15 protein-coding genes are annotated in these 12985 nt (G+C 71.0%); 5 read left to right on the top strand and 10 right to left on the bottom strand.

Features of this window, described 5'->3' with window-relative positions:
- Positions 1–630 carry a carboxymuconolactone decarboxylase family protein gene (locus tag ACQBJO_RS02315; protein WP_421008188.1) on the bottom strand — a complete coding sequence of 210 codons (630 nt, stop codon included), beginning with the start codon at positions 628–630 and terminating at the stop codon, positions 1–3.
- Positions 627–1844 carry a CaiB/BaiF CoA transferase family protein gene (locus ACQBJO_RS02310; protein ID WP_421008187.1) on the bottom strand — a complete coding sequence of 406 codons (1218 nt, stop codon included), beginning with the start codon at positions 1842–1844 and terminating at the stop codon, positions 627–629. The genes ACQBJO_RS02315 and ACQBJO_RS02310 overlap by 4 nt, the downstream gene beginning before the upstream one ends.
- A 112-nt stretch (positions 1845–1956) precedes the next feature.
- On the opposite strand from ACQBJO_RS02310, the gene ACQBJO_RS02305 reads away from it, so the two are divergent.
- The 5 genes from ACQBJO_RS02305 to ACQBJO_RS02285 are packed head-to-tail and all read left to right on the top strand — an operon-like array spanning position 1957 to position 5553.
- The gene (locus ACQBJO_RS02305) at positions 1957–2394 is read left to right on the top strand and encodes a Zn-ribbon domain-containing OB-fold protein (RefSeq protein ID WP_421008186.1); all 438 of its coding nucleotides are present in this window, start codon (positions 1957–1959) and stop codon (positions 2392–2394) included.
- On the top strand, positions 2391–3572 hold the full coding sequence (locus tag ACQBJO_RS02300; protein ID WP_421008185.1) for a thiolase C-terminal domain-containing protein: 1182 nt from the start codon (positions 2391–2393) through the stop codon (positions 3570–3572). The genes ACQBJO_RS02305 and ACQBJO_RS02300 overlap by 4 nt, the downstream gene beginning before the upstream one ends.
- Positions 3573–3621: 49 nt before the next feature.
- Entirely contained in the window at positions 3622–4044 is a 423-nt protein-coding gene (locus tag ACQBJO_RS02295; protein WP_421008184.1) for a VOC family protein, read from the top strand.
- Between the two features lie 4 nt (positions 4045–4048).
- Positions 4049–5050 carry an amidohydrolase family protein gene (locus tag ACQBJO_RS02290; RefSeq protein WP_421008183.1) on the top strand — a complete coding sequence of 334 codons (1002 nt, stop codon included), beginning with the start codon at positions 4049–4051 and terminating at the stop codon, positions 5048–5050.
- Positions 5050–5553 carry a DoxX family protein gene (locus ACQBJO_RS02285; RefSeq protein ID WP_421008182.1) on the top strand — a complete coding sequence of 168 codons (504 nt, stop codon included), beginning with the start codon at positions 5050–5052 and terminating at the stop codon, positions 5551–5553. The genes ACQBJO_RS02290 and ACQBJO_RS02285 overlap by 1 nt, the downstream gene beginning before the upstream one ends.
- Positions 5554–5701: 148 nt before the next feature.
- Here the strand turns inward: ACQBJO_RS02285 and ACQBJO_RS02280 are convergent, their stop codons facing one another.
- Genes ACQBJO_RS02280 through ACQBJO_RS02245 form a run of 8 tightly spaced genes read right to left on the bottom strand, consistent with a single transcriptional unit; the run spans position 5702 to position 12984 of the window.
- Entirely contained in the window at positions 5702–6688 is a 987-nt protein-coding gene (locus ACQBJO_RS02280) for an NADPH:quinone oxidoreductase family protein (protein WP_421008181.1), read from the bottom strand.
- Positions 6689–6690: 2 nt separating this feature from the next.
- Complete coding sequence (locus tag ACQBJO_RS02275; RefSeq protein ID WP_421008180.1) at positions 6691–7545, bottom strand: fumarylacetoacetate hydrolase family protein; 855 nt, start codon at positions 7543–7545, stop codon at positions 6691–6693.
- Positions 7542–8609, bottom strand: a complete 1068-nt coding sequence (locus ACQBJO_RS02270; protein WP_421008179.1) for an aldo/keto reductase — start codon at positions 8607–8609, stop codon at positions 7542–7544. The genes ACQBJO_RS02275 and ACQBJO_RS02270 overlap by 4 nt, the downstream gene beginning before the upstream one ends.
- Positions 8606–9376 (bottom strand): SDR family NAD(P)-dependent oxidoreductase, encoded by a 771-nt coding sequence (locus tag ACQBJO_RS02265; RefSeq protein WP_421008178.1) that lies wholly within the window; start codon positions 9374–9376, stop codon positions 8606–8608. Before ACQBJO_RS02265 ends, ACQBJO_RS02270 begins: the two co-directional genes overlap by 4 nt.
- A complete protein-coding gene (locus tag ACQBJO_RS02260) occupies positions 9373–10668 on the bottom strand; it encodes an acyl-CoA dehydrogenase family protein (protein WP_421008177.1) in 1296 nt (431 codons plus the stop codon). Before ACQBJO_RS02260 ends, ACQBJO_RS02265 begins: the two co-directional genes overlap by 4 nt.
- Positions 10655–11743: a phosphotransferase family protein gene (locus ACQBJO_RS02255; protein WP_421008176.1), complete on the bottom strand. Its 1089-nt coding sequence runs from the start codon at positions 11741–11743 to the stop codon at positions 10655–10657. Before ACQBJO_RS02255 ends, ACQBJO_RS02260 begins: the two co-directional genes overlap by 14 nt.
- Positions 11733–12512, bottom strand: coding sequence for an SDR family NAD(P)-dependent oxidoreductase (locus tag ACQBJO_RS02250; RefSeq protein WP_421008175.1), 780 nt, complete (start codon positions 12510–12512; stop codon positions 11733–11735). The genes ACQBJO_RS02255 and ACQBJO_RS02250 overlap by 11 nt, the downstream gene beginning before the upstream one ends.
- Positions 12502–12984 (bottom strand): PaaI family thioesterase, encoded by a 483-nt coding sequence (locus tag ACQBJO_RS02245; RefSeq protein WP_421008174.1) that lies wholly within the window; start codon positions 12982–12984, stop codon positions 12502–12504. The genes ACQBJO_RS02250 and ACQBJO_RS02245 overlap by 11 nt, the downstream gene beginning before the upstream one ends.
- Position 12985 lies beyond the last annotated feature (1 nt).

Below are 12985 nucleotides of genomic sequence, written 5' to 3'. Positions count from 1 at the left end.
TCATTTCTCCTGGTCCGGGGCCCCGGTGCCGGGACGAGGTGGAAGGGGGACGACGCGGGCGTGGTAGCCCTCGGGTGGGATGTGCAGGGTGTCGACGACGCGCGCCACGTGCAGGTACCAGCTGAGCGTCAGGACGACCTCGACGATGGCCTCGGGGTCCAGGTGCTCGGCCGCGGCCTGCCAGGTCGCCTCTGCCACCTGCCCCTGACCGGCGAGTTCGTCGGTCAGGGCAAGCACCGCTTGCGTCGCGGGCGGGTAGTCCGCCCGGTGCGCCGACCACTCGGTGATGTGGGCCACCTGCTGCTCGCTGGCCCCCTCGACGACGGCGAGACGGACATGACTGCACCACACGTACTCGCTCTGGGCGAGGTAGGCGCAGCGCAGGATCGCGAGCTCGCGCAGCACCCTGTCGCTGTGCGCCTGTGCCCGGAGCGCCCAGGCCGCGTCGATCCACCCCTGCAGCTGGGCGGGCGCGTTGCCGAGCGCCTGGTAGAGGGTCGGGACCCGACCCGCGGTCGCCGTGACCTTGTCGTAGATGGTCCTCAGCAGTATGTCCCCGTCGGCGTCGGCCCGCAGGGGGACACGCGACGCGGGGGCGGTGGGGTCGTTCGGGGGCACCGACCGGCTCACGTGATCACCCCTCGCTCCTTGAGGCCGACGAGGTCGTCCCAGTCGTAGCCGTGGTCGAGCAGGATCTCCTCGGTGTGCTGACCGTGCTCCGGCGCGCCGGTCGGCTGGGCGGGCTGCTCGTCGAACTGCACCGGGTTGGCCACGAGGGCCAAGGACCTGCCGCTCGTCGTCTCGACGACCGACAGGTAGCCGTTGGCGGCGACCATCGGGTCGTCATGGACCTCGAGAGGGGTCTGGAGCGGCGACCAGACCCCTTCGATGGCAGCGAGCGCATCGCGCCACTCGTCGAGCGTCCGGCCGAGGAAGACGGTCTTGAGCGCCTGCGTGCAGGCCGCCGAGTTGCGCTCTCTCGCAGCGTGATCGATGAACCGCGGGTCGTCGGCGAGCTCGGGGCACCCCATCGCGTCGACGAGCTCGGCCCAGTAGCGGTCCGACTGCAGCATGGTGAGGTTGAGGTGGCGACCGTCCCGGGTGGGGTACATGCCGACCGTCGGGTTGATCATCGCCTCGGGGTCGTAGCGGTGCACCCCTTCCTCGGTGAAGAGCGGCGCCGACGCGATGTCGACCGACAGGTTCCACATCGCGAGGTTGAGCAACGAGACGTCGACGACGCTGGCCTCCCCCGTGCGTTCGCGGTGGAAGAGCGCCGCGGCCAGGCCACCGGCGATCGTCAGGCCGCCCATCACGTCGCCGAAGGCCGAGCGCATCCGCACCGGGTAGGACGCGTCGGGCGGGGTGACGGCGTATCCGATACCGCCGCGCGCCCAGTAGGACGAGCTGTCGAAGCCGCCCTTGTGCGCCTCCGGGCCGCGCTGCCCGGCGCCGCTACCCCGGGCGTAGATCACCCTGGGGTTGTGCGCCCGGATGTCGGCGACGTCGATGCCCAGGCGGGCCCGGGCATCCGGCAGGAAGTTCGTCAGGAAGACGTCGGCGTCCTCGCAGAGCCGGTAGAGGATCGAGCGCCCCTCGTCCGTGCCGAGGTCGAGACCGATGGAGCGCTTGCCCCGGTTGGGCACCTCCATCATGTAGTTGGCCCCGCCGACCTGCTGCGGGAGGAATTTGGAGTTGACCAACCCCCGCTGCGCATCGCCGGTGACCGGGTGCTCGACCTTGATGACATCGGCGCCCCACTCCGCCAGGGCCGCTCCTGCCGAGGGGACGAAGGTCCACATCGCCACCTCGATGACCCGGACCCCGTCGAGAACGTTGCCCATCTGCCCTCCTCGCCTGCCCGGGTGAGGCTGCTCACCCCTGGGGCCGCGCGGCGCGACCATGCCGCCACTGTGCCAGATAAAACACTATTCGTCACTAGTGTATCTTAGAATCATGACGGTGCCAGCGCTCGCCCCTCCCCTTCCGCGACTCACGCCCGAGACCGAGTTCTTCTGGACCTCCGGCGCGGATGGCCGGCTGCGCATCCAGCGGTGCGCAGAGACCGGGCGCTGGTTCCACCCGCCACGGCCCGACTGCCCTCCCGACGGCGCCTGCACCCCGGTCCCCACGCCGGTGTCGGGACTCGGCACGGTCTACAGCTACACGATCAACCGCCAGCCCTTCCTCCCCGCGATCACGCCGCCCTACGTCATCGCGATCGTCGAGCTCGACGAGCAGGAGGGGTTGCAGCTGATGACCCGCATCGTCGGCTGCGACCCCGAGTCGGTGCACATCGGCCAGCGGGTGCAGGTGACCTTCGAGCAGCACGGCGAGATCCACCTCCCCTTCTTCGAGCCCCTCACCACGACCGACGAGAAGGCACCGGCATGAGCCGCGACCACTTCGAACACGACGCCGCCATCACCGGGATCGGCCGCTCCGACACCGGCCGACGGCTCGAGCGCTCCGGCCTCGACCTCACCGTCCAGGCCGCTCGAGCCGCAGTCGCCGACGCCGGGCTCACCATGGCCGACATCGATGGAGTCGTCGCGTGGCCCGGTGAGTACCCGGCTGCGCCCGGCTTCAACGGGCCCAGCCCCTGGCGGGTGAAAGGGGCGCTCGACCTCGACCTGAAGTGGCACCTCGCGTGCCAGGAGGGCCCGGCCCAGCTGACGCCGATCATGGCGGCGGCCATGGCGGTGTCCGCCGGCGTCGCACGACACATCCTCGTCTACCGCACCACGGAGGAGTCGACCGCCCAGGGCACTGGCGGGCGCGTCCTCACCAACGGCGCCGACCAAGGCGGGGTCACCGGCTCGTTGCAGTGGCAGCGCCCCTTCGGGGCGGTCTCGGCAGCCAACTGGCTCGCCATGAACTACCAACGCTACGTCCATGAGACGGGGGCCCGCCGCGACCAGGTGGGCTGGCTGTCGGTGAGCCAGCGCCGCTATGCCGCCGACAACCCCGACGCCGTCTTCACCGAGTCGATCACCATCGACGACTACCTCGCGGCGCGGATGATCAGCGAACCCTTCTGCTTGCTCGACTGCGATGTCCCGACCGACGGCAGCATCGCGGCGGTCGTCTCTGCCGCCGAGACCGCCGGCGACGCCCCCAAGGTCGTGCGGATCGAGGCCATCGGTTCGGCCATGCGCAACGACCCGGGCTGGGACCAGTGGCGGCACCCGCACGACATGGCCGCTGCCGACGCCGCCAGGCATCTGTGGAGCCGGACCGACCTGCGCCCCGCCGACGTCGACACGGCACAGCTCTACGACGGCTTCACCTTCCTGACGATCATGTGGCTCGAGTCGCTGGGTTTCTGCGGCTACGGCGAGGCTCCCGCCTTCGTCGAAGGGGGCGACAACATCTCGCTGACGGGCACGCTCCCGCTCAACACCAGCGGCGGCCAACTCTCCGCCGGTCGTCTCCACGGGTGGGGCCACTTCTACGAGGCCTGCCTCCAGCTGCGCGGCGAGGCCGGCGCGCGCCAGGTCGACGGCGCCGAGGTCGCGCTGGCGGCAGCGGGCGGAGGCCCGCACGGCGGCGCACTCCTGCTCACCCGATAACGCGCACCCGCTCCCTTTCCACCTCCGCCCCACACCCCGAGGAGACCCGATGGCACTCGCCGGACTCGAGCTGCACCACCACGCGATTCGTATCGCGCCCGGCAGGGAGGAGGCGACCCGCAACTTCTTCGGTGACGTCCTCGGGCTCCACCCCGACCCCGGCGCACGTGAGGTACCCGGTATCCCCTTGCTCTGGATGGACGTCGGCCAGTCGCAGGTCCACCTCTTCGCCCTCGAAGGGGTGTCTGAGCACGCCCGCACCCCCGATCGCGACCCCTTCACCCCTCACGTCGCCTTCGGCGTCCCGGACATCACCGCGGCGCGCGCCGAGCTCGACCGCCTCGAGACCGTGTACTGGCGGATCGGGCGCGACGAGCAGCTGCAGATCTTCCTCCACGACCCGAGCGGCAACATGATCGAGCTGCACCAAGCCGGGACCTGCCGGTGCAAGGCGGACGAGCGCGGCGCCTGACCGCATGGACCACGTGGACCGCTCGATCATCGACGTGCACGCGCACGTCTTCCTGCCGGACTACTCATCGCTACTGCGCCCGGCCGGTCTCGACCTGCCCGGCTACGGGCAGGCGGGGCCCCCGGCGTCGACCCCGAGCGAGCTCCCGCGTCCCGCTCCCGCCGGCGCAGACCCCAGCAGCATCGAGCGCCGTCTCGAGCACATGGACCGGGCCGGTGTCACGCGCCAGGTCCTCTCGCCAACCGTCGGTCCCTACGCAGCCGATCAGGACTCGGCCCGACGTGCTGCCCGGCTGGTCAACACCACCCACGCCGCGCTGGTCGCCGCGCACCCGGGTCGATTCTCCTTCTTCGCCGCCCTGCCGCTCCCCCACGTCGATGCCGCGCTCGACGAGGTCGAGCACGCGCTTGAAACCCTCGGCGCGGTCGGCGTGATCATCCACTGCTCGGTGGGCGGACGCTCGGTCGCCGACCCGGCCTTCGAGCCGGTCCTCGCCGAGCTCGACCGGCGGGGCGGCGTGCTCTTCCTCCACCCCAGCGTCAACGGGCTCCGCTCGCCCTTGGTCACGGACTGGGGGCTGGCGCCCACCGCGGGGACGGTCTTCGAGGACACCGTCGCAGCGCTGCACCTCATGACGGCGCGCGTGCCCGAGCGCTTCCCCGGCATCGACATCATCGTCCCCCACCTCGGTGGTGCGCTGCCGATGCTGCTCGACCGGCTCGACAACCAGCTGCCGATGACTGTGCCCGGGCTGACCGAGCGGCCCAGCGAGACGGCGCGCCGCTTCTGGTACGACACGGTGTCCCACGGTTCGGCTGCGGCCTTGGGCGCCGCCGCCGAGGCCTTCGGGGCTGATCGGCTGCTGGCTGGCAGCGACTACCCCGTGATGCTCCCCTTCGCCACCTACGCGCAGACCATGGCGCACCACGCCGACAGCGGGCTCGCCCCTGACGCGCTCACCCGCATCCTGCGGACCAACGCCCGACAACTCTTCGGAGGACTGTGATGGATCTCGACCTCGGCCTGCTCGTCGTGCGACTCGCGCTCGGCCCGATGCTCATCGTCCACGGCTGGAACAAGGTCTTCGGCGGCGGAGGGCTGGACGGGACGACGGGCTGGTTCCGCGCCCTCGGCCTCCGCTTCCCCTCGGTCCAGGCGCGAGTCGCTGCGGCGACGGAGATGGGCGCCGGTGTGCTCATGACGCTCGGCCTCCTCACCGGGCTCTCGTCGACCGCGTTCGTGGGCCTGATGGCCGTCGCCGCGCTCACCGACCACCGCGGCAAGGGGTACTTCGTCTTCAAGGGCGGGTGGGAGTACACGCTGTTGGTCGCCATGGTGGCGATCGGCCTCGCCGCCACGGGCCCGGGCGCCTGGTCGCTCGATGACGCCCTGGGTCTGGACGTCGCCGGCCCGGTCTGGGCTGTCGTCTCGCTCGTCGGCGGGATCGCCGCGGCCGGCCTGCTCATGGCGGTGTGCTACCGACCCGCGGTCAAGGACGCCGCGAGCTGACGGTCGGTCCGTGTGCACCTGGCGAGTCGCGATATCAGGCCGAGCGGCTGGCCCCTACCTTGATGGTTTCCCCGCTGATGAACGACCTCGGCGAAGGGCCCCGAAACCTCTCGCTCCACCGGTGATGAGGGCAACCTGCCCAGTGTGCTCACTGTGCTCGGACATCGATGACGACCTTTCCTGCGATGGTGCGGTCCTGGAGCTGGTGGAGTCCGGTCACGACGTGGCGAAGGGGGTGCACCGCGGCGATGCGCGGATGCACCCGCTCCTCGATCAACAGCTGGAGCACCTCGCGACGATGCCCCCGGGCGACCTCGGTCAGGTGGTCGAGGATGGTGCGGTTCTCGAACCCGACGACCCACACGCCCTTGAGCAGCACGAGGTTGAGCGGGATCTTCGGGATCTCGCCGGAGGCGAACCCGACGACGACATAACGACCGCCCCACCGCATCGCCCGCAGGGACGGCTCGGCCAGGTCGCCCCCCACCGGGTCGATGACGACGTCGGCGCCCCCACCGGTGGCGTCCTTCACCGCCTGCTTCACGTCGCTCGTCGAGTAGTCGACGAGCACGTCGGCGCCCGACTGTCGGCAGACCTCCAGCCGGTCGTGGCCGCGTGCCACGGCCACGGTGCGCGCGCCGAGCGCGCCCGCGATGTCTACTGCCGCGAGCCCGACGCCACCGGCTGCCCCGAGGACCGTGACCCACTCCCCCCGCGCCACCCGACCGAAGGTCCGCAGTGCGTGGTAGGCCGTCGTGTAGGTGACGCCGAAGGCCGCGAGGGTCCGCAAGTCCAGGTCGTGGCCGGTCGGCACAGGCGTGACCCGCCAGGCGTCGATGACGACCTCCTCGGCCAGAGCACCGTGGGTCGCCAGGCCGAAGACCGTGTCACCGGGCGCGACCTCGCTCACCCCCTCGGCGATCTCGAGGACCGTCCCCGAGAACTCGCAACCGGGCACGTAGGGAGGGTCGACCTTGGCCTGGTACCGCCCGGCCATGATCAGCAGATCGGGGAAGTTCAGGGCCGCGTGGGAGACAGCGACCCGCACCGTGCCCGGACGCAGCGATGGCCGCTCGACCTCCTGGATCACGACGGCCTCGGGGCCTCCCAGCTGCGTGACGACAGCCGCGCGCACGTCTAGCCTCGTTCGCCACGAGCGCCGACGACATTGCGCAGGACGCCGATCGACTCGACCTCGGTCTCGACGGTCTGGCCCTCGGTGAGGAAGCGGCCGTCCTCGAGCCCCACGCCGCAGGTCGTCCCGGTGAAGACCATGTCGCCGGGCGCCAGCGAGATCCGCAGTCGGAAGAAGTCGAGAATCTCGGGCACCCTCCAGAGCATCTGCGAGGTCGAGTCCTCTTGGCGCACCTCACCGTCCACGCGGCAGGTGATGGTCAGGTCGAGCTGGTCGGCCGGTGCGAGCTCATCGGCGGTCACGATCCAGGGCCCGAGCGGTGTCGTCGCGTCGTTGGCCTTCATGCTCACGAGATCGGGACCCTTGTCGCCGTGACGGAAGTCGCGGGCACTGATGTCGTTGCCGACGGTGTAGCCGAGCACCGCGGGCACTGCGTCGGCAGTCATCGGTGTCACCGGGGTGCCCATGACGGCGACCAGCTCGACCTCGTAGTCGAGCTCCTGGGTGAGAAGGGGGTAGCGGATCTCGTCGTCCGGTCCGACGATCGCGCTGATCGGCTTGATGAAGGAGGCGAGATGGGTGGGTCGCTCGGTGCGGCCGAGACGACGCAGGTGCTCCCAGTAGTTGGCGCCGACGCCGAGCACCTTGGTGGAGGCCTCGACGGGTGCGAGGAGCCGCACGCTCTCCAGCGGCAGCTCCTCGTCCTCGACCGGCAGGTCGGTGAAGCCGGACGAGACGAGGACCGGCGCCCACTCGGAGATGGCTCCGCGGATCGGGCGAACGGTCGCCCGCTCCGCGGCGATCTCGACGAGGCCCCAGGTGGGTCCGTCATCGGCCAGATATCGAGCGATCTTCACGGGGTGTCTTCTTCCAGGTCGGCGTTCATCAGGGACTGGGCCCACGGCATGAAGCCGTAGGGCACGGTGCGGGGAGGGGCACTGAGCTCGTCGAGCCAGGCCCGCGCCTCGGCGGGCAGCTCGAGGTCAGCGGCCCTGAGGTTCTGCTCCAGCTGCTCGGGACGCCGGGCACCGAGCAGCACCGTCGTCACCGCGGGGCGACCCCGCAGCCAGGCGACGGCGACCTGCGCAGGCGTCGCGCCGACCTCGGCGGCCAGCTCCTCGAGCGCGCGGACCACGGCCCAGGTGCGCTCGTTGCGCTTGTCCGTCGCCGGGTTGCGCCGTGCGGAGGTCGCCTTGATCCGTCCGTCCGGGAGCTCGGCCTCCTCCGGGTCCTCGGCACGTGCGACCGAGGAGTAGGCACCGGCCAGCAGGCCGTTGGCGAGCGGCCCCCACGTCATCAGCCCCAGGCCGACCTCGCGGCAGAGACCGGGGAACTCGTGCTCGAGACCACGCTCGGCGAGCGAGTACTCGAGCTGGACAGCGACCGGCGGCTCGTAACCACGCCACTGGGCGATCGTCGCTGCTCGGGCCGCGTACCAGGCCGGCACGTCCGAGAGCGCGACATGTCGGACCAAGCCTGCCCTCACGACCTCGTCGAGGGCCCGCATCACCTCTTCGACCGGGGTGATGCCGTCCCAGGCGTGGACGAGGTAGAGGTCGACGTGGTCGGTGCCCAGCCGTTCGAGCGAGCCCTCGAGCGCCCGACGCATGGCGACTCTCCCGTTGCCGCCGGCATTGGGGTGGCCCGGCCGTGCGCCCATGGAGTACTTCGTCGCGAGGACGACGTCAGCACGCGCCCCGCGGTCGGCCAGATAGCGCCCGATGATCCGCTCGGACTCGCCGCCGGCGTAGATGTCCGCGGTGTCGATGAGGTTGCCGCCCCATCCGAGATACGTGTCGAGGACCTGGCCGGCGACCTCCTCGTCGCAGCCCCAACCGGGCTGGCCGAAGGTCATCGTCCCGAGCCCGAAGGGAGCGACCCGCAGCCCGGACCTCCCCAGCGTGCGGTACGTCGTGCTCATGCCGGAGCCCAGGACTCGCCACCGTCGACCTTGACGACGGCACCGCTGGTGTAGGTCGAGTCGGGGCCCGCGAGATACAGGACCGCTCCGACGATCTCCTCGGGCCGACCGGCTCGCTGGAGTGGGATCTCTCGATGGGCCCGGGCCTCGAAGGCCTCCATGTCCCAGGCACGGGACACGTCGGTGAGGAAGGGTCCGGCCATGACGGCGTTGACCCGCACCTGCGGGCCGCACGCATGAGCCATCGCGTGGGTGAGGGTGGCAAGTCCTGCCTTGGCCATCGCGTAGGGCACCTGGCCTCGCCTGGGCCGCGCCGCGGCAATGCTGGTGATGTTGACGATCGAGCCACCATCCCCCTTCGTCATCAGCTCGGCAGCCAGCGCGCTGAGCCGGAAGGGGCCTTTGAGGTTCACCGCGAAGACCTTGTCGAAGTACTCCTCGGTCACGTCGGTGAGCTCGTCGTAGTGGGGCGACATCCCGGCGTTGTTGACCAGTACGTCGAGGCGACCGTGGGTCTCCCGTGTCCGCTCGACCAGGGCGTCGCACTCTGCCCAGCGGCCCACGTGGCATCCCATCCCGGTGACGAGGCCCTCTGTCGCAGAGGCGATCTCGGACGCGGCGGTCACCGCCCGCGCCTCGTCGCGGCCCACGATGACGACCTCAGCCCCGCGCCTTGCCAGTTCCGTGGCGATCTCGCGACCCAGACCGCGCGTGCCGCCGGTGACCACTGCGACCCGACCGGTCCACCGCTCCGTCGACGCGCTCACGAGACCACTCCCGCTTCGAGCGTGGCGCCGAGTCGCGCCTGTGCGGCAGCTCGTCGGCTGGGCAGGTGCGCACTCGGCCAGAGCCCGTCGTCCGGCTCTACCCCGCGCAGCAGCTGCCTGGCCACCGTCACCTTGTGGACCTCGGTTGGCCCGTCGGCGACTGCCATCACCTCGGCGCGGCTGAGCATCGCCATGAAAGGCATCTCCTCGGAGACCCCGAGTGCACCGTGCAGGTGCATCGCCCGACTCACGACATCGCTGAAGACCTTGGGCATCAGGGCCTTGACCGCCGCGATCTCCTTGCGCACCTTGAGGTAGTCCTGCTCCTTGTCGATGAGCCAGGCGGTGCGCAGCACGAGCAGCCTGAACTGCTCGATCTCGATCCAGCTGTCGGCGATCTGCTCCTGCACCATCTGCAGCGAGCCGAGGGCCCCGGCGCGTGTCGAGCGTGACACCGCCCGCTCGCGCATCATGTCGAAGGCGGCACGCACCTGCCCGATCGTGCGCATCGCATGGTGGATCCGGCCACCGCCGAGGCGGGTCTGGGCGACCACGAAGGCCTGCCCCTCCTCGCCGAGCAGCGCATCGGCTGGGACCCGGGCGCCCGTGAAGCGCAGGTAGCCGTGGGTCCCCTCCCCGGGTCGGTCGGTCCCCACCCCGACGCTGCGGACGACCTCGACCCCGGGAGTCCCGGCCGGGACGAGAAGCATCGACGTGCGTCGGTGCGGGTCCTGCGCGTCAGGGTCGGTGACGCACATGACGATGAGGAAGGCGGCGAAGCGGGCATTGGTGGCGAACCACTTCTCCCCGTCGATCACCCACTCGTCGCCGTCTCGGCGGGCGGTGGTCGTGAAGAGCAGCGGGTCGGCGCCGGCGTGCGGCTCGGTCATCGCGTAGGTCGAGCAGACCTCCCCGTCGAGCAGGGGTTGCAGATAGCGGTCCTGCTGCTCCGGCGTGCCGAAGTGCGCCAGGATCTCGGCGTTGCCGGAGTCCGGGGCCTGGCAGCCGAAGATCGTCGGGGCCCAGCTCGAGCCGCCGAGCACCTCGTTGAGCAGCGCCAGGTGCAACTGGCCGTAGCCCTGCCCGCCCAGCTCCGGTCCGAGGTGGCAGGCCCACAGACCGCGGGCCCGCACGACATCCTGCAGGCTGCGGACGTGCGCTGCCACCGCCGGGTCCGAGCGATCGAAGGGGGACCCCAAGAGCATGTCGAGCGGCTCGACCTCGGTGGCGATGAAGTCCGCCGCCCAGTCGAGCTCGGCCTGGTGGTCGGGGTCGGTCTCAAAGCTCCACATGCGTGGTCCTCGGGGTGTCGGCGGCGGGATCGTTCGAGATGTTGATGAAGGCTGACGTGTAAAGGGCGTTCCGCATCAGCTCCTGGGCTCGGCGGTGGAGGTCGGCGCCGATCTCCTGCGAAGCCTTCCCCTGGAGAGCGCGGACGTGCGTGCCCTCGAGCAGCACCGCGAGCCGGTAGCCGGCGAGTACCCGGAACCACGGCAGCCGGTCGACGCTCCTCCCGCTGGCCGCACGCCACCGGTCGATGACGGCGGCCTCGTCGGGCAGCCCGTGGTCCCGGACCCTCCAGGCGTAGGGGGACCCGGGGGTCGGCCAGGTGACGAGGAGCTCGGCCAGGTCGAGGAGCGGGTCACCGACGGTGGCCAGCTCCCAGTCGATGATGCTCACGCCGCTGCCGTCACGGTGGACCAGCACGTTGCCGAGGTGCGCGTCCCCGTGGACGACGCCCGGCCGATCGTCTGCCGGCACGTGGTCGACGAGCCAGTCGTGGATCTCGTCAGCCCCCTCCAGACGCGCCGCGAGACCCACCTGGGCGCGTTGGGTCCGCAGCACGCGGTCCCAACGCTCGGGTTGCCGAGCGGCCCAGCCGGACCCCCGGCCCAGGTCGTCGAGGCCGAGCGCCCGAGGGTCCTGCCGGGCCAGCACGCCGAAGCCGGTCGCGATCTGGGCACCGATCTCGTGCATCCGGCTCGGCTCGGCGCGCAGCGCGCGAGTCTCCCGGTCGCTCGGGTCGGCCGCCTCCCAGAGGCTGGTGCCCTCCACGAGCTCGCTCACCTGGAAGGGAGTGCCGAGGACGTCCGCCGTCAGGCACGCGCCGACGAGCCGGGGGTGAGGAACATCGGTGCCGGCGAGGGCACGCAGCACCCTCGCCTCGCGACGAGCCGAGTCCACCCCGGCGCTCCCCTCGCGCACCGGCTGACGTCGCACGACCAGTGCTCGACCGCCGCGCATGAAGGCGACGATCTGGTTCTGCGTACCGCCCCGAAGCGTCCGGACGTCGGTCAGCGCGCCCCCTTCGACCCCTTGGGCATCAAGCCAGGCGCGCAGCGCGAAGACATCGGGGTCAGCGGACACTGCTGAGGCCGCCGTCGATGCAGATGATCTGACCGGTGACGAAGTGGGTGACGTCCGAGAGGAGCGTGACGATCACGGGGGCGAGATCGGTCGTGGGATCGCCCAGCTTGCCCCCCACGGGGATCCGGCCGGCCATGAAGACGTCGTGCGCCGCGAGCTGCTCGGGGGTGAAGTGGTCACGGGTCGCTTGGTACATCGGCGTCCACATGGCCGGGACGATCGCGTTGAGGGTGATGCCGTGCCGGCCCCACTCGTGCGCGACCGAGCGGGTCCACGCCACGACACCGGCCTTGGCGGCCGAGTAGTGGGCTGCGCCGGGGAAGGGGTCGAGCCCGGCGCCGGAGGCGACGTTGAGGATGCGGCCGCCGCCGGCCTGCAGAAGGAGGAAGGCCGCCTGGTTGGTGAGGAAGGCGCCGCGCAGGCTCACGTCGACCACATGATCCCACTCGGCGTCCGTGAGCTCTTCGGCCGGGGTTCGCGTCTCGACCCCCGCACCGTGGACCAGCGAGTCGAGGCCACCGAAGTCTGCGGCCACCGCGGCGAAGACCTCTGTCACGGAGCTCCGGGAGGTGACATCGCAGGAGTGGTAGACGGCTCGTCCCGGGCCCGCAGCGGTGGCCGACCCCGCGACTGCCTGCCCGGCGTCATCGAGCACGTCGAGCACCGCGACGAGCGCGCCCTCGGCGCACAGGACCCGCACCAGGGACTCCCCGATGCCACGAGCGCCGCCCGTGACGATGATCCGTGATCCGGTGAGGTCAACGTGCATGTGGTGCTTCTCCTCGTTCGCCTGCAGCCCGCTCGTCCATGTGGGCGCGGTGTCGGTCGTAGTGGCGGTCGTCGACGACGACCATGGTGGCGTCGGCCCGGGCCAGCACTTCACCGGTGCCGGCGAGCTCGAGGACTGCCTCGACGAAGCGGCGGCGGCCCTCGGCGCCGGTGATCCGGGCCCGGATCACGAGCTCGTTCTCGACCGGGACGGGGAGGACGAAGTCGACCCCCAGGTGAGCCGTCACCGAACGCACCCCGGTGGCCCGGACGGTCCGCCCGACGACGTCGTCGAAGGCTGCAGCCGTCCACCCGCCATGGGCGATGGAAGGACCACCGGTCCACGTGGCGGGGCAGGCCCCCCGGACCACGACCCCTTCGTCCGAGATCTCCCAGGTCCTCAGTCCGAGGCGGCATCGTCCGGCCGCGCGGCAGCCCCCGCACAAGTTCGACTCGTGCGGGGGCCTGTCCATG

This window comes from Janibacter zhangyanbonis, from assembly GCF_050507325.1.
Classification (GTDB): Bacteria; Actinomycetota; Actinomycetes; order Actinomycetales; family Dermatophilaceae; genus Janibacter.
Note: the sequence above shows the minus strand (reverse complement) of the source record. Positions and strands in the feature narration are given on the sequence as shown.